Source organism: Streptomyces sp. NPDC005423 (assembly GCF_040606415.1).
Lineage (GTDB): Bacteria > Actinomycetota > Actinomycetes > Streptomycetales > Streptomycetaceae > Streptomyces.
This window is the reverse complement of record NZ_JBEXET010000069.1, coordinates 1-20985: the sequence shown is the minus strand read 5'-3', so window position 1 is coordinate 20985 and position 20985 is coordinate 1. Positions and strand designations below refer to the sequence as shown.

Annotated in this window: 22 protein-coding genes and 2 pseudogenes; 13 read left to right on the top strand and 11 right to left on the bottom strand. The window is 72.6% G+C overall.

Annotated features, from left to right (window positions below; genetic code table 11):
• Window positions 1–243: 243 nt before the first annotated feature.
• Entirely contained in the window at window positions 244–621 is a 378-nt protein-coding gene (locus ABZT12_RS37130; protein WP_356393580.1) for a hypothetical protein, read from the bottom strand.
• Between ABZT12_RS37130 and ABZT12_RS37125 the strand changes: the two genes are divergently transcribed.
• On the top strand, window positions 608–874 hold the full coding sequence (locus tag ABZT12_RS37125; protein ID WP_356393577.1) for a hypothetical protein: 267 nt from the start codon (window positions 608–610) through the stop codon (window positions 872–874). The genes ABZT12_RS37130 and ABZT12_RS37125 overlap by 14 nt on opposite strands.
• A gap of 62 nt (window positions 875–936) precedes the next feature.
• Window positions 937–1215, top strand: a pseudogene (locus ABZT12_RS37120) (ATP-binding protein); the annotation flags it as partial.
• Between the two features lie 141 nt (window positions 1216–1356).
• On the opposite strand, the gene ABZT12_RS37115 reads toward ABZT12_RS37120, so the two are convergent.
• From ABZT12_RS37115 to ABZT12_RS37100, 4 genes are all read right to left on the bottom strand, one after another.
• Window positions 1357–2325, bottom strand: coding sequence for an acetylxylan esterase (locus tag ABZT12_RS37115; RefSeq protein WP_356393575.1), 969 nt, complete (start codon window positions 2323–2325; stop codon window positions 1357–1359).
• A gap of 236 nt (window positions 2326–2561) precedes the next feature.
• Window positions 2562–3146 carry a hypothetical protein gene (locus ABZT12_RS37110; protein ID WP_356393572.1) on the bottom strand — a complete coding sequence of 195 codons (585 nt, stop codon included), beginning with the start codon at window positions 3144–3146 and terminating at the stop codon, window positions 2562–2564.
• A gap of 289 nt (window positions 3147–3435) precedes the next feature.
• Window positions 3436–4191, bottom strand: coding sequence for a ferredoxin reductase (locus ABZT12_RS37105; RefSeq protein ID WP_356393569.1), 756 nt, complete (start codon window positions 4189–4191; stop codon window positions 3436–3438).
• Window positions 4184–4789 carry a sulfite oxidase-like oxidoreductase gene (locus ABZT12_RS37100; RefSeq protein WP_356393566.1) on the bottom strand — a complete coding sequence of 202 codons (606 nt, stop codon included), beginning with the start codon at window positions 4787–4789 and terminating at the stop codon, window positions 4184–4186. The genes ABZT12_RS37105 and ABZT12_RS37100 overlap by 8 nt, the downstream gene beginning before the upstream one ends.
• Window positions 4790–5034: 245 nt before the next feature.
• Here ABZT12_RS37100 and ABZT12_RS37095 point away from each other — a divergent pair, with 245 nt between their 5' ends.
• Window positions 5035–5961 (top strand): NADP-dependent oxidoreductase, encoded by a 927-nt coding sequence (locus ABZT12_RS37095; RefSeq protein ID WP_356393563.1) that lies wholly within the window; start codon window positions 5035–5037, stop codon window positions 5959–5961.
• Window positions 5958–6698, top strand: a complete 741-nt coding sequence (locus tag ABZT12_RS37090) for a GNAT family N-acetyltransferase (RefSeq protein ID WP_356393560.1) — start codon at window positions 5958–5960, stop codon at window positions 6696–6698. Before ABZT12_RS37095 ends, ABZT12_RS37090 begins: the two co-directional genes overlap by 4 nt.
• Window positions 6699–6856: 158 nt before the next feature.
• Here ABZT12_RS37090 and ABZT12_RS37085 read toward each other — a convergent pair whose 3' ends face one another.
• Window positions 6857–7321, bottom strand: coding sequence for a MarR family winged helix-turn-helix transcriptional regulator (locus tag ABZT12_RS37085; RefSeq protein ID WP_356393557.1), 465 nt, complete (start codon window positions 7319–7321; stop codon window positions 6857–6859).
• 101 nt (window positions 7322–7422) lie between these two features.
• Between ABZT12_RS37085 and ABZT12_RS37080 the strand changes: the two genes are divergently transcribed.
• The 4 genes from ABZT12_RS37080 (at window position 7423) to ABZT12_RS37065 (ending at window position 12394) form a co-directional block, all read left to right on the top strand.
• On the top strand, window positions 7423–8526 hold the full coding sequence (locus ABZT12_RS37080) for a hypothetical protein (protein ID WP_356393554.1): 1104 nt from the start codon (window positions 7423–7425) through the stop codon (window positions 8524–8526).
• A gap of 176 nt (window positions 8527–8702) precedes the next feature.
• A complete protein-coding gene (locus ABZT12_RS37075) occupies window positions 8703–9497 on the top strand; it encodes a putative protein N(5)-glutamine methyltransferase (protein ID WP_356393552.1) in 795 nt (264 codons plus the stop codon).
• Between the two features lie 314 nt (window positions 9498–9811).
• Entirely contained in the window at window positions 9812–11827 is a 2016-nt protein-coding gene (locus ABZT12_RS37070) for an NADPH-dependent 2,4-dienoyl-CoA reductase (RefSeq protein ID WP_356393549.1), read from the top strand.
• 30 nt (window positions 11828–11857) lie between these two features.
• Window positions 11858–12394 (top strand): PadR family transcriptional regulator, encoded by a 537-nt coding sequence (locus ABZT12_RS37065; RefSeq protein ID WP_356393546.1) that lies wholly within the window; start codon window positions 11858–11860, stop codon window positions 12392–12394.
• Between the two features lie 90 nt (window positions 12395–12484).
• Here the strand turns inward: ABZT12_RS37065 and ABZT12_RS37060 are convergent, their stop codons facing one another.
• Window positions 12485–13021, bottom strand: coding sequence for a hypothetical protein (locus ABZT12_RS37060; protein WP_356393543.1), 537 nt, complete (start codon window positions 13019–13021; stop codon window positions 12485–12487).
• Window positions 13022–13708: 687 nt separating this feature from the next.
• On the opposite strand from ABZT12_RS37060, the gene ABZT12_RS37055 reads away from it, so the two are divergent.
• Window positions 13709–14500 carry a glycoside hydrolase family 75 protein gene (locus tag ABZT12_RS37055; protein WP_356393608.1) on the top strand — a complete coding sequence of 264 codons (792 nt, stop codon included), beginning with the start codon at window positions 13709–13711 and terminating at the stop codon, window positions 14498–14500.
• A gap of 65 nt (window positions 14501–14565) precedes the next feature.
• On the opposite strand, the gene ABZT12_RS37050 is transcribed toward ABZT12_RS37055, so the two are convergent.
• The 3 genes from ABZT12_RS37050 to dhaK are packed head-to-tail and all read right to left on the bottom strand — an operon-like array spanning window position 14566 to window position 16607.
• Window positions 14566–14976 carry a PTS fructose transporter subunit IIA gene (locus tag ABZT12_RS37050; RefSeq protein WP_356393540.1) on the bottom strand — a complete coding sequence of 137 codons (411 nt, stop codon included), beginning with the start codon at window positions 14974–14976 and terminating at the stop codon, window positions 14566–14568.
• Entirely contained in the window at window positions 14969–15568 is a 600-nt protein-coding gene (gene dhaL / locus ABZT12_RS37045; protein WP_356393537.1) for a dihydroxyacetone kinase subunit DhaL, read from the bottom strand. The genes ABZT12_RS37050 and dhaL overlap by 8 nt, the downstream gene beginning before the upstream one ends.
• 46 nt (window positions 15569–15614) lie before the next feature.
• Window positions 15615–16607: a dihydroxyacetone kinase subunit DhaK gene (dhaK, locus tag ABZT12_RS37040; RefSeq protein ID WP_356393534.1), complete on the bottom strand. Its 993-nt coding sequence runs from the start codon at window positions 16605–16607 to the stop codon at window positions 15615–15617.
• 550 nt (window positions 16608–17157) lie between these two features.
• On the opposite strand from dhaK, the gene ABZT12_RS37035 reads away from it, so the two are divergent.
• From ABZT12_RS37035 to ABZT12_RS37025, 3 genes and pseudogenes are all read left to right on the top strand, one after another.
• Complete coding sequence (locus ABZT12_RS37035) at window positions 17158–17703, top strand: isochorismatase family cysteine hydrolase (RefSeq protein WP_356393531.1); 546 nt, start codon at window positions 17158–17160, stop codon at window positions 17701–17703.
• Between the two features lie 53 nt (window positions 17704–17756).
• The gene (locus tag ABZT12_RS37030) at window positions 17757–18425 is read left to right on the top strand and encodes a hypothetical protein (protein ID WP_356393528.1); all 669 of its coding nucleotides are present in this window, start codon (window positions 17757–17759) and stop codon (window positions 18423–18425) included.
• 51 nt (window positions 18426–18476) lie between these two features.
• Window positions 18477–18625, top strand: a pseudogene (locus ABZT12_RS37025) (transposase); the annotation flags it as partial.
• A gap of 81 nt (window positions 18626–18706) precedes the next feature.
• On the opposite strand, the gene ABZT12_RS37020 reads toward ABZT12_RS37025, so the two are convergent.
• A complete protein-coding gene (locus ABZT12_RS37020; RefSeq protein ID WP_356393525.1) occupies window positions 18707–19528 on the bottom strand; it encodes a serine hydrolase in 822 nt (273 codons plus the stop codon).
• Window positions 19529–20144: 616 nt separating this feature from the next.
• On the opposite strand from ABZT12_RS37020, the gene ABZT12_RS37015 reads away from it, so the two are divergent.
• Window positions 20145–20573 carry a hypothetical protein gene (locus ABZT12_RS37015; RefSeq protein ID WP_356393522.1) on the top strand — a complete coding sequence of 143 codons (429 nt, stop codon included), beginning with the start codon at window positions 20145–20147 and terminating at the stop codon, window positions 20571–20573.
• The last annotated feature ends 412 nt before the right edge of the window (window positions 20574–20985 follow it).

Here is a 20985-nt window from a genome sequence, read left to right as displayed (position 1 = left end):
TCCCTCGGTGCGGGGCCCCGGTGCTACGGCACCGGGCCCCGCACAGCCGTACCCCCGACGCACCGCGGGCGCACACCGCGCCGACCGGTCGGACCGGCCGCTCCGGTGAACCGTTCCGTGGTCCCGCCCGTCTCCATGGGCACAACGGCATCTCGGTGGATGAGGCAGCGGGATGCGCTTACGGCGTACGAATGTCGGCGTACGGATGTCTATGAGAAAGAAGCCCGAAACGGTGTTACGGAATCACAGGAACAGGAACACTCGCTGGATCGCCGGGGGTGCGCTCTCAGTGGTGGTCGTGGTCCTCACGGGGTGCTCGCACGGTGCGACTTCCAGCGCGGACAAGAGGTCCGCCGCGAGCGCCTCGACCGCGAGCGACGCGGGAAAGCAGGGGGGTACGAAGCGGGGGGACGCCACGCCTTCGGCGCGGAGCTCGGCCGCCGACCGGTCGACGGCCGAGGGGACGGTCGCCGCGTGGGTCACCGCGGTCATCAAGGGCAAGCCGAAGGACGCGTGTCTGCTGATGGGGGAGGCGGCCAGCGGCTCGTCGCCCGCCCGGGCCGGCACCGAGTCGACGTGCGGCGGCGACTCGTCGCAGGCGAAGCAGATGCTGGAGAACATCGGGCGGATCCGTACGTCGTTCACGCCCAAGCCGCCCACGGACGATCCGAAGGTGGAGGTCGCACATGTCGCGCCCACCGGTGACGAGGTGGTGACCCCCGCGGAGAAGGTGACCGTCGACGGCCAGACACTCGACAAGGTCATCCTGTCCCACTCCACCGGTGTGAAGGCCGACCAACTGGACGTCAAGGTGCACTCCACCAAGATCGAAGACGCCTGGTACGTCACGGACCTCGACTTCAACATCGGCTGACAGCCCCGTCCACGCCGACCTGGGAGACCCGCACCACCAGCCCGCCGAGCGGGTCTCCCGGAACCGTCCTGGTCGAGCGGTACTGGCGCGAGATCAGCTCCGGTCTCGCCCAACACGCCATCCCTGTAAGGCACTTCGTTCTCCACGCAGACCAGGACACCCTCCGTGAGCGCATCGAGGGGGACACTGTGCTCGGTCCCTCCCCGTTCCGCCTCGCTCACCTGGAGCCCTACGCCGAGGCGGCCCGCACCTGGCTGCACGACGAGGCCGAGGTCGTCGACACCACGCACCTCACGCCCGCCGAGGCGGCCTTGCGGATCGCCGAGGCCGTCAGGAGCTGAGGGCCACCCGCGACGCGGAACAGGCGGAGCGGGTGGCAGTCGCGTAGCCCGACGAGGGTGCGGACCCACCCCAGTGGTTCGGTCAACTCCCGCTCAGGGCGGGCCCCGGACGGGAAACCGCAGCGGCCGTGTGTCCGCCGCTCAGGCGTGCGTGCGCAGCCAGTCCAGTTGCACCGCTTCCTGGTAGGGGCCGCCGCCCTCGTGGTCGTTGAAGTCGTAGACCTCGATCGTCTTGTCCTCGTGCGCCCAGGAGTTGAAGGCCGCGAACACGGTGGAGGGCGGGCACGTCTGGTCCTCCAGGGCCGCCGAGAAGAGGGCGGGGGCGGTGCCCCGGGAGGCGAAGTGGACGCCGTCGAAGTAGGACAGGGTGCGCAGCACGTCCCCGGTGCGGCCGCGATGCGTCTTGAGGTAGCTGCCGATCTCGCGGTACGGGTGCCGGTCGGTGATCGTGGCCGCGCGCGGGTAGTCGCAGAGGAACGGGACGTCCGGCGCGACCCCCGTCAGGTCCGGGACGAGCCCGCCCACCGCGATGCTGATGCCGCCGCCCTGGCTCGCGCCCAGTACCACCGTGCGCGCCGGGTCGGTCAGCGGATGGGCGCGGGCCGCCTCGACGGCGCGCACCGCGTCCGTGAACACCCGCCGGTAGTAGTAGTTCTCGGGGTCGTCGATGCCCCGGGTCATGAAACCGGGGTACGCGGGCGCCCCGCCCACCGGGTCCGGCGTGCCACCGCCGCCGCCCCACGCGCTGCCCTGGCCACGCGTGTCCATGATGAAGTGGGCGCGCCCCGTCGACGCCCACAGCAGGTCCTCGTGCGGCAGGCCGCGCCCACCGCCGTAGCCGACGAACTGCACGATCAGGGGAAGCGGTTCGGCCGCCCCGGCCGGCAACCGCAGCCAGCCCTTCACCGGGTGGCCGCCGAATCCGGCGAAGGTCACGTCGTACACCCGCACCGTGGAGAGCCCGGTGTCGACCGGTTCGAAGCGGGCGTCGAGGTCGTGCTCGCGGGCCTCCTGGAGCGTCTTGGACCAGAAGTCGTCGAAGTCGTCGGGCTCGGCGGACTCGCTGCGGTAGGCGCGGAGTTCGTCGAGCGGAAGGTCGAACAGGGCCATCGATGACCGCCTTTGAGGAGAGGGGGTGCGGGTGATCACACGGTACGTGCGGGGTCCGTCGCGCAGCCAGGCCCGCGCGCCGGCACGGCAGCGCGCGGCGACGGCGAGGGTGAGAGCGAGGGGAGGTCGGCCGCGCGGCGACAGTGGGGGGAGGTCGAGCGCGGCACCGGGGCGGCACGGCGCACGGTACCGAAGCGGCCCCCGCGGGCGACGGCTCGCGGGTCACGGCTCGCGGGTCACGCCCGGCGTCGCGTCCACTCCGGTTCCGTGCGGGCCCAGTCGCGCTCCCACTCGGCCAGCCGGTGGCGCAGGGAGACCCGGCGGGTCACCGAGTGCGTCAGGAGGACCACCCCGATCGCCCCGCCCGCGACGCCCAGTCCCACCCCGACCGTGTGCTGCCACACCGCCGCGTCGTCGGGCGGCGGGGCGACGCTCCGGCCCCGCGAGTCGAACCACACGTCCACCACGTCGCCGTGCCCGGTGCCCGCCGGCACCTGGGCGGTCGCGGTGTACGTCCCCCGGCCGGGCACGGTCCAGCGCACCGCCACGTCGAAGGTGTGCGGGCGGGTGCCCTCCACGGCGGGGAGGTCGGTGGGCGGATTCCCGGTCACTTCGGCGCGGACGCTGTGCCGGTCGGCGCGCTGGACCGCGGCCACGCGGTGCGCCGTGTCGTGGGCCCACAGCCCCGCGACGGCACCGGCCAGCGGCGCGCCCACGAACAGCAGGACCGCCACGGCCAGCACCGTCCACGCCTCGACGACGTCCGACCGGCGCCGTAGCGGATTGTGCCGCCACCGTCGGCCGCGCTTCCTGGTCCGCATGCCGACCTCCTCGCCGTCATCGGAACCGGAGGAGCCGGGCGTCCACCGCCGGAGCCGGTCCGCCACGCGTTCCGCACCGCGCACGCATGCGAGCGTCCACACAGCTGTGGTACCCCCTGCGGGCCCCTTCCCTCAACCGGAAGCGACCGGATCGCCAGCACGGCAGGAGCGTTCCTCGGCCGGACCTCCGCCACGGCGTCGGGAACGGGCCCCGTCCGAGCCCGGACGCGGACGCCCCGGCCGAGCCCCGACGGGCCCCGGCCGGGGCGTCCATGTCCGGTGCGGTACCTCAGCCGAAGCGTTCGATGCGGATCCGGTCGACCGGCTGCCCCGCCTCGACCAGGAGCCGGGAGGCGTGCTCGGCGAAGCCGTTCGAGCCGCACACGTACGCCTCCCATCCGCCGGACGGCGCCTCGGCCACCAGCGGTGCCACCTGCGCCGCCGCCAGCCGTCCGACCGCCACACCCGGGGGCGCGCTCCGCGTGAAGACCCGCGTGGTCTCCGGACCGTACTCCCGCGCGTAGATCAACTCCTCGGGGCTGCGCGCCGACACCACCAGCCGCAGCGGCACGGACAGCCGCCCCGCCCGGTGCCGGCGCAGCATCGAGATCAGCGGTACGACCCCGGAACCGGCGCCGAGCAGCAGCGCCGGCCGGTCGCCGGGCCAGGCGAAGAAGCCGCTCAGCGGGCCGCGCACCTCGATCACGTCACCGGGGCGGGCGACCGTGTGGAACCAGCCGGAGACCTCACCGCCGTCGACGTGGTCCAGGGTCAGCTCGATGTGCCCGGCGTCGTCCGGGGGCGAGGCGATGGAGTAGTGCCGCTGGGCCGCGTAGCCGTCCGCGGCGGTCAGCCGCAGCATCAGGTGCTGGCCGGGCAGATGGCCCGCCCAGCCGGGCACGGCGAACCGGAACGTGGACGCGTACGGGGTCTCCCGCCGGATCTGGGTGAGCGTGGCGGGCTGCCACACGGCCGCCGCCCGGCCGCTCACGGCGATCCGCCCCGGCACCGCGAACCGGGTCTCGGGCGCGAAGGTCTCAGTCACCGGCGTACCGCTGTTCCTCCCAGGGGTTGCCCCGGGCGTGATAGCCGTTGCGCTCCCAGAACCCCGGCTCGTCGTGGTCCAGGAGCCGCACTCCGGCGATCCACTTGGCGCTCTTCCAGAAGTACAGGTGGGGCACGAGCAGCCGGGCCGGCCCGCCGTGCTCCGGGGGCAGCGGGCGGCCGTCGTACTCCCAGGCGATCCAGGCCCGGCCGCCGGTCACGTCCGACAGCGGCAGGTTCGTGGAGTACCCGGTGTGCGAGTAGGCGACCACGTGGGTGGCCTCCGCGCGGGGGCGCGCCACGTCGAGGAAGGCGTCCAGGGACACCCCGCCGAACCGCACGCCGAACTTCGACCAGCTCGTCACACAGTGGATGTCACCGCCGTAGACCGAGGACGGCAGCTCGTGCGCCTGCTCCCAGCTCCAGGTGCGCGGCCGCTCCACCAGTCCGTCGACGCGGAACGTCCAGTCGGCGGGCGGCAGTTCGGGCGTGACCTCCGCGGACAGGACGGGCCAGTCGTCGCCCGCGTCGTACTGACCGGGCGGGAGGCCGGAGTTGTGGGTGCGGGGGCGCCCGGTGAAGCCTCGGGTGACGTTCATGCGGTGGAGCCTCCAGGCCGTCTGCTCCGACGGCCCGCCGGTCGGGTTCGATCAGTGCTTACCGTTCCACCGTACGTGCTCGCCCGCCGTGCCCACGTCCGCGTCCGCTCCTCGATCATTGCGGCCGTATGAACACTCCGCGGGCGCGGGAATAGCCGCTCCGCCCATGACCTTGCCGTTGAGTGCCGGCAGCGGAGGTCCGTACCACCGGTGCCCGGCGACCGCGAAGGAGAGTGAGGCGGCACATGCCCAAGGCGTACGTCTTCAAGCGCTACGGAGGACCCGACACCGAGGCGCTCGTGGAGCTGGAGCGGCCCCGTCCCGGCCCCGGGCAGGTACTGGTGGCGGTGCGCGCGGCCGGGGTGAACCCGGTCGACTGGAAGCAGCGCACGGGCTATCGCCGCCCCGGGGAGACCGGTTCGCACGACTTCCCCGCCGTCCTCGGCAACGAGGTCTCCGGGATCGTCGAGGAGACCGGCGCCGACGCGGGCGACTTCGCCGTGGGGGACGAGGTGTTCGGCAACACCGTGGCCGGCGGCTACGCCGAGTACGCCCTGCTGCCCGTCGCCGTGACCGCCCGCAAGCCCGCCGGGCTGTCCTTCCGGGACGCGGCCACCCTCCCCGTGGCGGCGGCGACCGCCCACGACGGGATCCACCAGCTCGGCCTGCCGTCCGGCGCGACCCTGTTGATCACCGGCGCCGGCGGCGGGGTCGGCGTCGCCGCGCTCCAGATCGCCCGCGCGCTCGGCGTACGGGCCGTGGGCGTCGCGAGCGAGGGCAAGAAGGAGTTGGTCGAGTCGCTGGGCGCGGTCCACGTCCCGTCCGGGCCCGGTCTGGCGGCGCGGGTGCGGGCGGCTGCACCCGCCGGAGTGGACGGTGTCTTCGACCTCGTCGGCGGCGAAGTGCTCGCCGAGGCAGCCGAGTTGATCACCGACCGCACCCGGCTGATCACCGCGGGCGCCTCGGCCCCGGACGTGGAGCGGCTCGGCGGCGCCCGGGTCGAGCGGGCCCGCACGGCCGCCGTCCTCGATGCGGTGGCGGGTCTCGTCGTCGCCGGGGAGCTGGACCCGCGGGTGAGCGAGGTGTTCCCGCTCGACCGGGCGGGCGAGGCGCTGCGCACGGTCGAGGACGGGCACGCCCGGGGCAAGGTCGTGATCGAGGTCGCCGGATGAGCGCCGCGGAGCCGGGCGCCCCGCGCGTGCCGCACGTTCTCGACAACCCCGCGCGTGCCGCCCTGACCGGTCCGCACGCCCACTTCGCCGAGCGGCGCGGAAGGGTGCTGCGCTACCCCGTCGACGTGACCCCGTGGCTGGCCCTGCCGGACGCCCCGGACGCGGACGACTGGGCGGACATCGCCGGGCTCTCCGGGCCGGGCACCGAGGTCCCGCTGCTCGGCTTCAGCGGCAGCGTCCCGGACGGCTGGGAGATCACCTTCCACATCGACGGTGTCCAGCTGGTGGACGAGGGCATGGACGTCGCGCCCGACCCGGAGGCGGTCGTCCTCGGCCCGGCCGACGTGCCGGAGATGCTCGACCTGGTGGAGCGGACGAGACCGGGCCCCTTCCTGCCCCGTACCGTCGAACTCGGCACCTACCTGGGCATACGGCGCGAGGGCGCCCTGGTCGCCATGGCGGGGGAGCGGCTGCACCCGCCGGGCTGGACCGAGATCAGCGCCGTCTGCACCGACCCGTCGGCCCGGGGCGAGGGACTGGCGACCCGGCTGATCCGGGCCGTCGGACACGGCATCCGCGAACGCGGGGAGACGCCGTTCCTGCACACCGGGGCCGGGAACGCCACCGCCATCCGCCTGTACGAGTCGCTGGGCTTCCGTCTGCGCCGCACCACCGCGTTCCTCGCGGCCCGCGCGCCGGAACACCTGACGGAGACCCGGCCGGTACCGGTGCCGTAGAACTCGTAGAACTCGTGGAACTCGTAGAACTCGTAGAACTCGTAGAACCGGTAGGACCGGCAGCACTCGTGGACCCGTAAAGCCCGTGATCCGTCAGGGACTTGGAACCCGGGGTGCCGGTAACCCCGGCACCCCGGGTTCCGGGGCGTCCGGCGTGGTCAGTCGCCGCTCTCGGTCTCCCGCCCGGGTGTGGCCGACAGGGGCGGGGTCCAGGCGTTGTAGCGCGCGAGGTAGCCCGCGAAGCGTGTCAGATCCTCCTCCGGCCAGTCGGCGAGGCGCTCCCGGAAGGCAGCGCGGCGGCTCTCGGTGACCCGCGCGAGGATCAGCTTGCCCGCCTCGGTGAGATACAGGACCTGGCCGCGGTGGTCCTCCGGGTCGAGGCGGCGCTCGACGAGACCGGTTCCCTCCAGGGCGGCGACCTGGCGGCTGACCGTGGACTTGTCGAGGGCGTAGTGCGCGGCCAGGTCGGTGGCCCGGCAGCCGCCGCTCTCTTCCAGATGCCCGAGCAGCGTGTACGACACGAGCGACAGCTCGGGGTGCATGCGGCCCGCCGAGGCCCGGGCGCGGCGGGCGAAGATCGTCATCTCGTGCTGGATCGTCTCCACGGCCTCGGTCGCGTCCACGGGGGCCTCACTTCCTTTCGCGGCTTCCTGGTTGTACAGTACAACTGAATGCTGGGTTGTATAAGCCAACCAATAGAGCTCAACCGATGGAGGTCGGGAACATGAGGTCCCCCGCAGTGCGCCACGTGCTCACGCACCTGGTCACCCCGCTGCTGATGTGTCTGGGCATGGGACTCGCCTACATGGGGGCGTTCGTGACCCCGGAACCGCACCATCTGCCCGTCGCGGTCGTCGGTTCGGGACCCGAGGTGAAGGTGTTCGCGCAGACCCTCAAGGACGGGGCGGGGGACCGGCTCGACGTCCGGACCGTCGACACCCGCGCCCAGGCCGTCACCCTCCTCACCTCCCGGGACATCACGGGCGCCTACGTGCCGAGCGCGAAGAGCCCCGAACTGGTCGTCGCCACCGCCGCCTCCGACATGGGTGCCACGGCGGTCGAGAAGGTCTTCAGCCCGGTCGCCGACCAGCAGGGCGTCCCGCTGAAGGTCACCGACGTCGCCCCGCCCGCCGCCGACGACCCCACCGGACAGGGCCTGTTCTTCCTGCTGATCGCCCTGAGCATCGGCTCGTACGCGTCCGTGGCCGCGCTCGGCGCCGCGGGTGCCACCCTGCCGATGCGCGTCCGGGCCCTGTTCGCCCTCGGTGTCTCGGCGGTGGTGAGCGGCATCGGCGCGCTGCTCGCCGGTCCCGTCTTCCACCTGGCGCACCACGATCTGGCAGGCGTGTGGGGCCTGGCCTGGCTCTACTCGGCGGGCATCCTCTTCGTCGGCGTCGGTCTGCACACCTTCCTCAAGCGGTGGACCACCCTCGCCATGATGGTGCTGTTCGTGATGCTCAACTTCACCAGCTCCGGCGGTCTGTTCCGGCCCGAGTTGCAGAACGGCTTCTTCGGCACCCTGCACGCCTTCTGGAACGGCGCCGGCTTCGTCGAGGGCGCCCGCAGCCTCCTCTACTTCGGCTCCGACGGCCTCACCCGCACCATCGTGACGCTCGGTGCCTGGCTGCTGCTGGGCCTCACGGCCACGGCCATCGCGGGGGCGTACGAGCGGGCCAAGGCCCCTGCCGCCGCCACCGTCTCCGGGTCCGCACCGGCCCCCGCCGCCGATGAGGCGGCCGGACGGGAGCACGAGCCGGCCGAGCGGGAGACCGAACAGGAGCGGGAGACCGAGCGGGAGGAAGAGGCCGAGGAGGCTGTCGCGGTCTGACCGTTCGGGTAGGGTTGCCCTCCGGCTGCGGAGGGACCCAGCCATGAACGTCCGGGAGGTGAGACCCATTACCGCAGTGACAGGTCGGGTGCTCTCCCCCGAGACAGTTCGGATCGCCGACAGTAGGTGACCTCGGGAGCACCCTTCGGTTCCCGTCCGAAAGGCTCCCGGCTTCCATGCCCTCCCTTCCCCCTGTACCTCCGCTCTCTCCCGCCTCCGTCGTCACCGCGCTGCGCGCCGCCGGCTGTGTCTTCGCCGAGGACGAGGCGGAACTGATCCTCGCCTCCGCCCGCACCCCCGAGGAAGTCGCCGCCATGGTGGACCGCCGGGTCGCGGGCCTGCCCCTCGAACACGTCGTCGGCTGGGCCGGCTTCCGCGGTCTGCGCATAGTCGTCGGACCGGGCGTGTTCGTGCCGCGCCGGCGCACCGAGCTCCTCGTCGAAGAAGCCCTCGCGCAGGCCCCGGAGGCGTCCGTCGTCGTGGACCTGTGCTGCGGCTCGGGCGCGGTCGGCGCGGCCCTGGCCGCCGCCCTCGGCCCGGTCGAACTGCACGCGGCCGACCTCGACCCGGCCGTCGCGCCCTGCGCCCGCCGTAACGTCGCCCCCTTCGGCGGACACGTCCACACCGGCGACCTCTTCTCCGCGCTCCCCGGCGAGCTGCGCGGACGCGTCGACATCCTCGCGGCCAACGTCCCCTACGTCCCCACCGGCGAGGTCGCCCTGCTGCCGGCCGAGGCCCGCGAGCACGAACCACTGGTCGCGCTCGACGGCGGCGCGGACGGGCTCGACGTACTGCGCCGGGTCGCCGCCGGGGCGCCCTCCTGGCTGGCGCCGGGCGGCTGTCTGCTGGTCGAGACGAGCGAGCGTCAAGCCCCGTCCGCCGTAAGGGAGTTCATCTTGGCCGGACTGGACACCCGGCTCGCCGTGTCCGAGGAGCGGTACGCGAACGTCGTCATCGGCGTCAGGCCGTAGCGCGGCCGTAGTGTCCTCCGGTCGCCGGCACCCCCTTCCCGGTCCGGCCGCCGAAACGGTGCGGGGGCGGTGCGGGGGTGCGCGGTCCTACGACCGCCCCGCGCACCCCCGCCCCGCCCCGCCCCTGACCGCTCGGCGCACCCCTGCCCCGCGCACCCCCGCCCCGCCCCGCCCCTGACCGCTCGGCGCACCCCTGCCCCACCCCCGCGCACCCCTGTCCCGCGCCCCGCCCACCCCGCTCTTTATGCAACTAGTTGCATAAACGCCTCCGCGTCCTCTACAACAGAGACACCACACCGCGCACGGAGGGCCCGATGAGCCGTTACCCGCACCTGCTGAACCCTCTCGACCTGGGCTTCACCACCCTGCCCAACCGCGTCCTCATGGGCTCGATGCACATCGGGCTGGAAGAGGCCGAAGGCGGCTTCGAGCGCATGGCGGAGTTCTACGCGGCCCGCGCGCGCGGCGGGGTCGGCCTGATCGTCACCGGCGGCATCGCGCCCAACGAGGCCGGCCGGCCGCACGAGCACGGCGCCAAGCTGACCACCGAGGCCGAGGCCGAACAGCACACGGCGGTCACGTCCGCCGTACACCGCGAGGGCGGCCGGATCGCTCTGCAGATCCTGCACTTCGGGCGGTACGCCTACCACCGGGACCTGGTCGCGCCGAGCCCCCTCCAGGCACCGATCAGCCCCTTCCCGCCCCGCGCGCTCACCGACGACGAGGTCGAGCGGACCATCGACGACTACGCCCGCACCGCACGCCTCGCCCGGCGGGCGGGCTACGACGGCGTGGAGATCATGGGCTCCGAGGGCTACCTGATCAACGAGTTCATCGCCGCGCGGACCAACCACCGCGAGGACCGCTGGGGCGGCTCCTACGAGAACCGGACACGGTTCCCCGTCGAGATCGTGCGCCGGGTGCGCGAAGCGGTCGGCGAGGACTTCATCATCGTCTACCGGCTGTCCATGCTGGACCTCGTGCCCGGCGGATCCTCCCTGGACGAGGTGGTCACGCTCGCCAAGGCCGTCGAGGCCGCCGGGGCGACCATCATCAACACCGGTATCGGCTGGCACGAGGCCCGTATCCCCACCATCGCGACCTCGGTGCCGCGCGGCGCGTACACCTGGGTGACCAAGAAGCTCATGGGCGCCGTCTCCGTCCCGCTCGTCACCACCAACCGCATCAACACCCCTGAAGTAGCCGAGCAGTTGCTCGCCGACGGACACGCCGACATGGTGTCCATGGCCCGCCCGATGCTCGCCGACCCGGACTTCGTCGCCAAGGCCGCCGCCGGCCGCGCCGACTCCATCAACACCTGCATCGGCTGCAACCAGGCCTGCCTCGACCACACCTTCAGCGGCAGGATCACCTCCTGCCTGGTCAACCCGCGCGCCTGCCACGAGACCGAACTCGTCCTCGCCCCCACGCGGTCGGCCAAGCGCGTCGCGGTCGTCGGCGCGGGCCCGGCCGGTCTCGCCTGCGCGGTCAGCGCGGCCGAACGCGGCCACCACGTCACCCTCTTCGACGCCGCGAGTGAGATCGGCGGCCAGCTCAACGTGGCCCGGAAGGTCCCCGGCAAGCGGGAGTTCGACGAGACGCTGCGCTACTACCGCACCCGGCTCGCCGAACTGGGCGTGGACGTACGCCTGAACACCTGGGCGGACGCCCAACTCCTCGCCCCGTACGATGAGATCGCCGTCGCCACCGGAGTCACCCCGCGCACCCCCGACATCCCCGGCGTCGACCACCCGAGCGTCGTCGGCTACCTCGACGTCCTGCGCGACGGCGTCCCCGTCGGCGACCGCGTCGCGATCCTCGGCGCGGGCGGCATCGGCTTCGACGTCGCCGAGTTCCTCACGGACGGCGGCGAGAGGACGAGCGAGGACCCTGCGGCCTACTTCCGCCAGTGGGGCGTCGACACGGAGTACACGACCCCCGGCGGCCTCACCGCGCCCGAGCGGCCCGCCCCGCCGCGCACCGTCCACCTCCTCCAGCGCAAGGAGTCCAAGGTCGGCGCCGGCCTCGGCAAGACCACCGGCTGGATCCACCGCACCGAACTGAGACACCGCGGGGTCACCATGGTCCCGGGCGTCCGCTACGACCTGATCGACGACGCCGGCCTGCACCTCACCGTCGACGGCACCCCGGCCCTCCTGGAGGTCGACACCGTCGTGCTCTGCACCGGACAGGAACCGCGCCGCGCCCTGTACGAGGAACTGGCCGCCGCCGGACGCAGCGTGCACCTCATCGGCGGTGCCGACGTGGCCGCCGAGCTCGACGCCAAGCGCGCCATCAAGCAGGGCACCGAGCTGGCCGCCGCCCTCTGAGAGCCCCGCCCCCGTCCCTAGGATGACTCCATGTCACTCCCGCACGCGATCCTCACCGCTCTGCTGGAGAGGCCGTCGTCCGGCCTCGAACTGACCCGGCGCTTCGACCGGTCCATCGGCTACTTCTGGTCCGCGACGCACCAGCAGATCTACCGCGAGCTGGGACGACTGGAGGCGGACGGGGCGATCAGGGCCCTCGCCGCCGAGCAGCCGGCCCGTGGACAGAAGAAGCGGTACGAGGTCCTGCCGGCCGGCCGAGCCGAACTGGCCCGCTGGACCGCCGCCTCGCAGGACCCCAAACCGCACCGCGATGTGCTGCTGCTTCGGCTGCGCGCGGCGGCCGTGGTCGGCACGGCGGGCGTCGAGGCCGATCTGCGTCGCCATCTCGACCTGCACCGGCGGCAGTTGGCGGAGTACGAGGAGATCGAGCGGCGCGACTTCCCGCCGGGCAGGGACAGTGCCCAGGACCGCATCCAGCACCTGGTGCTGCGGGCGGGCATCGACCTGGAGACCTTCTGGACCAAGTGGCTCACGCATGCGCTGGAGGAGCTGGCCGCACTGCCGTAGAAGCTCGGCCGGTCGGCGGGTCCGAACGGGAGGGCCGCTCGTCCGGTGGGTCCGGGCGGGCGGCCCCGCGTGGTGGTGGTTCCCCGTCGCTCAGAACCGGTGCGGCTTGGCGCGCCGGGTCAGGAACCAGACGGCGCCGATGACACCCGCTCCCACCAGCGCCCCGCCGCCCGCGAGCGTGACGGGGCCGTAGTCCCTGGCGGCCCCGCCGAGGCCGCCCATGACGCCCCGTGAGGGCGAGGACGTGGCGGAGATCGTCGGGGCGGAGGCGGCGGAGACGATCACGGACTGGCTGCCCGCGGTACTGGTGTTGGAGCACATGACGATGACGGTGTAGGTGCCCGGGCTGACGTTCGACCAGGCGGCGGACTGGCTGACGGTGGTCCCCGACAGGGCGACCTGACGGCCCTGGGCGAAGCTCGACTGCCTGCTGCTGAGCAGCGAACCCGTGCCCCAACTGCCGTTGAGCTGGGCGCAGGCACTCGTCGTGACCGAGACGGTGGCCCCGATCGTGCTCACGTTGATCCCCGAAGCCGCGACGGCGGGGCCGGCGGTCAGGCCGAGCGGAAGAGCGACGGCGGCGGTCACGGTCAGGCCGGAGCGGAGAAGTGGCTGAAGAATGCGCATGGGTCTGCCCTCCGGCGGCACGGTTGGCGGAACATCCTTGCGCCGCCGGGGTCGGGGAGTGGCCGTGCTGCCTCGGGGGAAGCCAACGTGCCCCCGGCCCCTCCCGCATCCGGACGGCCACCGGCCAGGTGACGTTCTCCCCCGTCCGGCGCACGACCGGCCGTCCGCCGGCCGTGCGCCGGACGCGCGGAGAGCCGCCTCCTCCGCCGCCGCCCGCGTCCGCCGGGGCAGGCCCGCGCTGGCCGCTCGGCTCACGTCCGCTCCGCCGCGGTCCCGCCCCGGGTCCCGCCGGGCGGCCTGACCCCGATCCGCACCCGACGGGTCACGCCCGGTCATCTCCCGCGCGGCAGCTGTACGTCGCATGGTCGCTCGGCGCCGCGCGCGGGGGCGTTCCGGCACGGGGATCGTTGGCGACCGGCCGGAGAGGTTACGTGTGCTGGTCTCCTCCCGGCTGAACTCGCTCTGGGTGCGGGGGAGTTCGTGCCGCCGGCGCGGACCGCTGTCGTCGCTGATCCCGCGCCCCGCGCGGGTGGCCGGGTGGCCGGAGCCGACACCGGCTCGGGCCACCCGGCCCCTGTCGTCAGCGGGGCAGTGCACCGTACGGCCCCTCAGCGGTGGCCCGGTGGCCGGAGCGGGACCAAGGTGGGCCGCGTGCCCGTCAGTGTCCCCAGGAGAGGCTCCCTCATCGTGCGTGTTCCGCTGCTGACGCTGGCGGCGGCCGGCGCCGCCCTGCTCGCCCCGACCGTGTCGGCCTCCGCCTCAGTCTCCGCCCCCGTCCGTCCCCGGGCGGCGGAGCCGGCGCCTCACGAGGGTTCTGTCGGCGCCGCCGAACTGCTGGCCAGGGTGCGTCACTGCGTGCCCGTCTCCCGCGGCAAGTACCGCACCGACGCCCACGCGCCCGCGACGGTCCCGGTCTGCGGCACCCGGGACGCCGTCTTCTGGAAGGCGGACATGGACATCGACTGCGACGGCCGCGCCGGTGCGCGGTGCAACGCGCGCACCGACCCGTTCTACTCGTCGATGACCGCGTACCGGCAGTCCGACGGCCGCTATCTGGACGCCGAGCGCCTCCCCTACATCGTGGTGCCCGCCGCGAGCGGCATCTGGAACCATCGCGCCCACGGGATCGGCGGCGGTTCGATCGCGGCCGTCGTCTACCGGAACCGGGTGCGGTACGCCGTGGTCGGCGACACCGGACCGCACGACATCATCGGCGAGGCGTCGTACGCCACCGCGAGGTCCCTCGGCATCCGCGCCGACCCGCGCCACGGCGGCGTCGGCCACGGGGTCACCTACATCGTGTTCAAGAACGCGAAGGCCAGGCCCATCGAGGACCACGCGGCGGCCGTGGCGCGGGGCGAGCTGCTGGCGCGGCGGTTCGCCCGGCCGGCCGAACCGTCCCGGCCCCCGGACCCCCGGCCGGTCGCCGAGGAGCAGGACGGCACCGCCGACGTCGGCGAGAGCGCCGAAGGCGGGTGACGGCCAGGGCGCCGGCCGGCCCGTACCGCCCCGTGCGCACGAGGTGGTACGGGCCGGCCGGTGCCTCAGACCTTCCGGTAGGTGTACGCCTCCGAGGCCGCCGCCTCGACCGCGTCCAGGTCCGCTCCCGTGGAAGCGGTGACGACCGCGGCGACCGCTCCCTCGACGAAGGGGGCGTCCAACAGGCGTGTCCCGGGCGGGAGTTCGTCGCCCTCGGCGAGCAGCGCCTTCACGGTGAGCACCGCGCTGCCGAGGTCGGTGAGGACCGCGACCCCGGCGCCCCGGTCGACGGAGGCGGCCGCCGCGGCGATGAGTTCGGAGCTGGTGCCCAGCCCGCCGCCCTCCGTACCGCCCGCCGGGGCCAGCGGCACCGCCGCCCCGCCGCCCGCGAGACCACGCGCCAGCTCGGCCACCGAGGCGGCGACCTGAGCGCTGTGCGACACCAGGACGATCCCGACCAGCTTCTCGTCACTCACCAGCGGCCTCCACCAGTGCGGCGATGAGCAGCGACGCGGACGTGGCGCCCGGGTCCTGGTGCCCGATGCTCCGCTCCCCGAGGTAGCTCGCCCTGCCCTTGCGGGCCCGCAAGGGCGTCGTCGCCACGGCGCCCTCCCTGGCCGCGACCCGCGCGGCGCCGAAACCGTCCCCGAGCGCGTCGACCGCCGGGACCAACGCGTCGATCATGGTCTTGTCGCCCGGTGCGGCACCACCGAGCGTGCGGACCGCGTCCACCCCGGTCCGCAGCGCGTCGGCGAACTCCTCCGCACTCACCTCGGCGGCCTCCCCGAGCGCCTTGCCGGTGCGGCGCAGCAGGGTGCCGTACAGCGGCCCGGAGGCGCCGCCGACCGTGGAGATCAGCTGGCGCCCGGCGAGGGTGAGGACGGCGCCGGGGGTCTGCGGCGCCTCCTTCTCCAGCGTGGCGGCCACCGCGGTGAACCCGCGCTGCAGATTGCTGCCGTGGTCGGCGTCCCCGATGGCCGAGTCGAGGTCGGTCAGCCACCCCGCCTCACGGTCCACGGACGCGGCGGTCGCCGTCATCCAACGGCGGAAGAAATCGGCGTCGAGCACGGAATCTCCTTGCGTGGAAGGTACGTCGGTCGGTGGGCTCCCGCCCTCACACACCCCAGCGGAGCCCAGGTGTCCTCACCGGCGCGTCCCACAGCCGCAGCATCTCCTCGTCGATCTGGCACAGGGTGACCGAGGCGCCGGCCATGTCCAGGGACGTCACGTAGTTGCCGACCAGTGTGCGCGCGACGGCGACGCCGCGCTCGGCCAGCACCCGCTGCACCTCGGCGTTGAAGCCGTACAGCTCGAGGAGCGGGGTCGCGCCCATGCCGTTGACCAGGACCAGCACCGGATTACGGGGGGACATGTCCTCCAGGATCGCGTGGACGGCGAAGTCGGCGATCTCGCCCGAGGTCATCATCGACCGCCGCTCCCGGCCCGGCTCGCCATGGATGCCGACGCCCAACTCCAGTTCGCCGGGCGGCAGATCGAAGGTGGGGCTGCCCTTGGCGGGGGTGGTGCAGGCGCTCAGGGCGACACCGAAACTGCGCGCGTTCTCGTTGACCTGCCGGGCCACCGTCGCGACCCGGTCCAGTGGCTGTCCCTCGGCCGCCGCGGCCCCCGCGATCTTCTCCACGAAGAGCGTCGCACCGGTGCCGCGCCGCCCTGCCGTGTAGAGGCTGTCGGTCACCGCCACGTCGTCGTCGACGAGCACCTTCGCGATCTGGATGCCCTCGTCCGCGGCGAGCTCGGCCGCCATGTCGAAGTTGAGCACGTCCCCCGTGTAGTTCTTCACGATGAACAGCACACCGGCCCCGCTGTCCACGGCGGCGGCGGCCCGCACCATCTGGTCGGGCACGGGCGAGGTGAACACCTCACCGGGACAGGCCGCCGACAGCATCCCGGGCCCCACGAATCCGCCGTGCAGCGGCTCATGCCCCGAACCCCCGCCGGAGACCAGCCCGACCTGCCCGGCCACCGGAGCGTCCCGCCGTACGATCACCCGGTTCTCGACATCGACGGCCAGCTCCGGATGGGCGGCCGCCATCCCGCGCAGCGCGTCCGCGACCACGGTCTCCGCGACGTTGATCAACATCTTCATGGGTGCCTCCTGGTGAATTCGGCAGATACGGTCCTGACCTGTGCCTTCGCCGGTCGCGGCGAGGGACGGGAAACGCGTGGGCACTACCGCACCTATGGGAAGTATCGACCTTGTGGCGGCGAAGGTCACGGGCTGGGAGGCTCCGGGGCCGCGGAACCCCGCGGACGAGGGCGAGCCCCGCACGTCGACAGCGACACCTGGGCCGGGTGCGGGACTCGCCACGGTCGCCGTGAAGCGCGAGGGATCCTCACTCCCGTGGGGCACGGATTGTCCGGTGCGCGCTGTGCGTAATCGCCCGTTCCGTCCGGTCTGTGAGGGGTGCACGGCGGCCACGGGGACCACGGCGCCCGAGCGGCCGATGAGAGGCGAGCATGACGACGTACGGCTGTTTCCTGTCCTCCGAGGAGTTCACCCCGGCCGAGCTGCTCTGCCAGGCCAGGCCAGGGCCGCCGAGGAGGCCGTGCTGGTGATGCCGGCTGTTCACCGGCGAAGGCACGGAGCGTGAGCGCGGCCCCGGCGCGGCCATCCGCCGCTGACGAAAGGCGACCCCGTGGACACCAGTGACAGAACGGCACTCGTCGTCATCGACATGATCAACACCTACGACCACGAGGACGCCGAACTCCTCGTGCCGTCCGTGCGGAAGGCGGCGCCGGCGATCGCACGGCTGCTGCGACGCGCGCGGGCCGGCGACGTTCCCGTCGTCTACGTCAACGACAACTTCGGCGAGTGGCGGTCCCACCACGGAGAACTGCTGGAGACGGCGCTCGCGGGCCCGCACGCCGAACTGGTCGAGCCGCTGCGGCCCGACGGCGCCTCGCTCTTCGTCGTGAAGGCCAGACACTCGATCTTCTACGAGACGCCCCTGCACTACCTGCTCACCCAACAGGGCGTCGGACACGTGGTGTTGTGCGGACAGGTCACGGAGCAGTGCGTGCTGTACTCGGCGCTCGACGCGCACATGCGGCACCTGCGGGTGACGATCCCCGAGGACGCGGTGGCCCACATCCACGAGGATCTCGCCCGAGCCGCGCTGGGCATGATGAGCCGCAACATGGACGCCGACATCCGTCCCGCCGACGACATCTTCCTCTAGTACCGCAACGGTGCGTGCCGTGACTGCTGGCCAGCTCGGTCGTTGGTGTGGTGATGGGTGGGGACCTTGCTGATGTCAGGTTGTGGGCCGGTGAACTGGACGCTCTTCATGAGCGGTTCGTGCACCGGTTCAACCGGGAGGAGCCGCGTCAGTCGGCGCTGGCTTACTGGCGCTTCGAGCTGGAGCAGGCCGAGATCTTCCACGTCATGGCCACCCCCCGCCACGACACCGTCGTCACCCGCTGGGCACTCGACCACCCCGTCCACGACCTGTTTCCCGGCCTGCCGCGGCAGAAATGGAAACGCCGCTCCTGCGGCGAAGGAGCCCACGGCCGGCGGATCTACGACTGGGCCCGCGTCGAGGTGCGCCCCTGGCACCGCGAGGACCGCCGGCACTGGGTCCTCGCCCGCCGTAGCGTCAGCAGGCCCGAGGAGATCTCCTACTACATCGCCTACTGCGCCGCCGACACCACACTGGACGAGTTGATCCGCATCGCGGGCAGCCGCTGGGCCGTCGAGGAGTGCTTCCAGACCGCCAAGCAGGAATGCGGCCTGGACGACTACCAGGTCCGCCGCTACCCGGGCCGGCACCCCCACATGACCCTCGCTATGGCCGCCCACGCCTGCCTGACCGTCCTGCGGGCCCGCCAGCTGGATGCGGACAAAGCAGAAACGGATCCTCCCAGCTCATCCACCTCAGCCTCGCCGAAATCCGACGCCTGATCACCCGACTCACCGACCGCCGCCCCACCCCGGTCGACCACATCCTGCACTGGTCAGATCACCGACCACCTCGGCTATGACAAGCACGACCCTGCCGGGAAGAACGGCGGAACAGCCGCGACGGGACCCGGGCCAAGACCCTGTTGACAGACGTCGGCCCGGTCGGGACAGCCGTGCCCCGCGACCGCGAGGGCACCTTCGCCTGGCTCTGCCTGGCCGCGCTCGGCTCGCTCCGGTCACCACCGTCGTCCGGCCCCACCGCCCGGGGGAGCGCTGAGGCCCTATGCGACAGCCTCGCGTGCCGTCCGCTCGACCAGGGTGATCCCGTCCCTCATCGAGGCGCTGCCGTTCGACAGTACGGCCACCAGGCAGCGGTGTCCCTTCACGGTGACCTGGCCGACGCTGTTGACGTCCCAGAGGCCGGAAGTGGTGCGCTGCAGCCAGCCGTTCTTCAGTGCCCGCGGGGTCCCGGAGCCTCCGACGGTCGAGATACCCCAGGTCTGCTCGGGGACGACCTGGCTCATGAGGGTGCGGACATAGGTCCGGGACTCCTGGTTCAGGGCGGACTTCGCGGTGGAGCCGGGCCGTGCCGCCGTGTCACCGTCGAACACGGCCCGCAGCAGCCGTATCTGGTCGCTCGCGGTCGTCCGGGTCAGCCCCCATTTCCCGCCCGGACCCCCCGTGGTCGAGGCCAGCCCCAGCCGCTTGTTTGCCGCGGTCAGCCCGGAGGCCCGGCCGATCTGCCGCCAGAGCGCGTCGGCCGCCGCGTTGTCGCTGCGCTCGATCATCGGTTCGGCCAGGCCGCGCTCCTCGGCGGTGAGCCGGCGTCCCGCGTCCTGTGCCTGGAGCAGCAGCGTCGCGAGGATGTCGACCTTGACGATGCTGGCGGTGTCGTACGCGCTGTCCCGCCCGCGCAGCACCGAGGTGCGGCCGGCTCCGTCCAGGTCGAGCACGGCGACCGTGGCATGCGGGGAGGAGGCCGCCGCGGAGGCCGCCGCGGCCGGTACCGGGTGCAGGGCGCCGACGGCGACGAGGGCCGCGACCGAGGCCAGAAGGGCGCTGGCCCGCGTGCGTACGGTCGTGAAGGAGGAGGAAGACGGCATGGCGACGAACATAGACAAAACGCGTGCCGGTCGACGTGGCGACGATCACCTTCGGTCCTATTGGGCGGCGATTTGTGAGGAAAGTCATCGAGGCCGCCAACGGGACGTATTGCGGCATCCCGGCCGGCCCCGTGACGGCGTGTACGCACATCTGGGCCGCGCGCCTCGCCCCTCGCCGGCCAGGCACCGGCATCTGGAGTGATCACGGAAAGGGCGGATGAAGTGGCTGGTGTGGCTGGCCGGTCTCCCCTTCTCGGGAAGGGGAGACCTGGTGCAGCGGGGTGAGTTCGGAGGTCAGAGTTCGTCCGGCCCGCCCGGCCGCAGAGGGTGTTGGACGACGTTCCCGCCTCGTGCTGCTCTTTCACATGGCGGGCTCCTGGGAGGTCTGTGCAGCGGAACCGTGGGCGTGGCAGCGAAAGAAAGGCAAGGCAAGAAGGAAGTAAGTACGTCTCACCCGAGTGAGATGCAGCTTTGCGCCAATAGGTACTCCTCGGCACCGGTTACTACCGTTTCCAAGTCGCCACGCGGATGATCCTGGATAAGCATGGAGGGGCGCGATCGGCTTCGTGGGTCGTATGCGCCGCAGGGGGAATCCGTCACCCAATGGGAGACCGCCATGCATGCCACTCTCCGCAGCCGCTGTGTCCGTGCGCTCGCCGCAGGCGCCCTGTCCGCCGCGCTGGTATCGGCTGGATCGGCTGGAGCCTTCGCCGCCGGCGACGCGCCGATGCCGACGCCGAGCGCCACGCACAGCAAGACGCCGATGACCAAGGCATCGATCACGATCAAGGCCAACCACGCGTCCGTCAAGGCCGGGCAGAGCGTCACCTTGACCGGACAGACCACCGGGCTGAAGTCCGGCACCAAGCTGGTCCTGCAGCGCCTGAGCAACGGCAAGTGGACCGGGCTGAGCCCGAGCACCACGGTGACGAAGAGCCACACCTACACGCTGACCGGCAAGTTCAGCACCAAGGGCACGCAGCACCTGCGGGTGTCGACGTCCGGCACGACGCACTCCCCCACGGTGATCGTCAAGGTGTCCTGACCGAGGCCGAGGCCGAGGCCGGGGCCGCAGCCCACGACCGCGGTCTCCCACGACCGCGGTCTCTGCCGCAGCAGGGAGAGGGCCGCCTGGAGCTCGCCCGCGACTGGCCGCTCCCACTCCCGCGCGTGGAACGGGTCGAAGCGGCCGGTCGCGTGTCCTTGTGCGGGTTCTGTGAGGCCGCGGAAACCCATCCTCCGTCCTCGCGACCCGGCACACCATCCGAAGGGTCAATTGACCGATTTTCCGGTCGATCCACTCTTACTGACTTCGGCTCGTTAGGGTGATCCGTCTCGAAGTCCCTGATGGTGCGGCGCGGTTGGTTGTATCTCCTGGCGTGTGAGGTATGCGGATGGGGGCGGGCTGACGCCCGTGGGGCGTCGGCGCCGTGAGGCGGTACGGATGCAGGCGGCCG

Coding starts and splice junctions, on each gene's coding strand:
- ABZT12_RS37070 (WP_356393549.1), top strand. CDS start 9,812: ATGAGCCGTTACCCGCACCTGCTGAACCCTCTCGACCTGGGCTTCACC.
- ABZT12_RS37080 (WP_356393554.1), top strand. CDS start 7,423: ATGAGGTCCCCCGCAGTGCGCCACGTGCTCACGCACCTGGTCACCCCG.
- ABZT12_RS37015 (WP_356393522.1), top strand. CDS start 20,145: ATGCATGCCACTCTCCGCAGCCGCTGTGTCCGTGCGCTCGCCGCAGGC.
- ABZT12_RS37125 (WP_356393577.1), top strand. CDS start 608: ATGCTGGAGAACATCGGGCGGATCCGTACGTCGTTCACGCCCAAGCCG.
- ABZT12_RS37110 (WP_356393572.1), bottom strand. CDS start 3,146: ATGCGGACCAGGAAGCGCGGCCGACGGTGGCGGCACAATCCGCTACGG.
- dhaK (WP_356393534.1), bottom strand. CDS start 16,607: ATGAAGATGTTGATCAACGTCGCGGAGACCGTGGTCGCGGACGCGCTG.
- ABZT12_RS37100 (WP_356393566.1), bottom strand. CDS start 4,789: ATGAACGTCACCCGAGGCTTCACCGGGCGCCCCCGCACCCACAACTCC.
- ABZT12_RS37020 (WP_356393525.1), bottom strand. CDS start 19,528: ATGCCGTCTTCCTCCTCCTTCACGACCGTACGCACGCGGGCCAGCGCC.
- ABZT12_RS37130 (WP_356393580.1), bottom strand. CDS start 621: ATGTTCTCCAGCATCTGCTTCGCCTGCGACGAGTCGCCGCCGCACGTC.
- ABZT12_RS37060 (WP_356393543.1), bottom strand. CDS start 13,021: ATGCGCATTCTTCAGCCACTTCTCCGCTCCGGCCTGACCGTGACCGCC.
- ABZT12_RS37030 (WP_356393528.1), top strand. CDS start 17,757: ATGGGTGGGGACCTTGCTGATGTCAGGTTGTGGGCCGGTGAACTGGAC.
- ABZT12_RS37090 (WP_356393560.1), top strand. CDS start 5,958: ATGAGCGCCGCGGAGCCGGGCGCCCCGCGCGTGCCGCACGTTCTCGAC.
- ABZT12_RS37075 (WP_356393552.1), top strand. CDS start 8,703: ATGCCCTCCCTTCCCCCTGTACCTCCGCTCTCTCCCGCCTCCGTCGTC.
- ABZT12_RS37095 (WP_356393563.1), top strand. CDS start 5,035: ATGCCCAAGGCGTACGTCTTCAAGCGCTACGGAGGACCCGACACCGAG.
- ABZT12_RS37115 (WP_356393575.1), bottom strand. CDS start 2,325: ATGGCCCTGTTCGACCTTCCGCTCGACGAACTCCGCGCCTACCGCAGC.
- ABZT12_RS37065 (WP_356393546.1), top strand. CDS start 11,858: ATGTCACTCCCGCACGCGATCCTCACCGCTCTGCTGGAGAGGCCGTCG.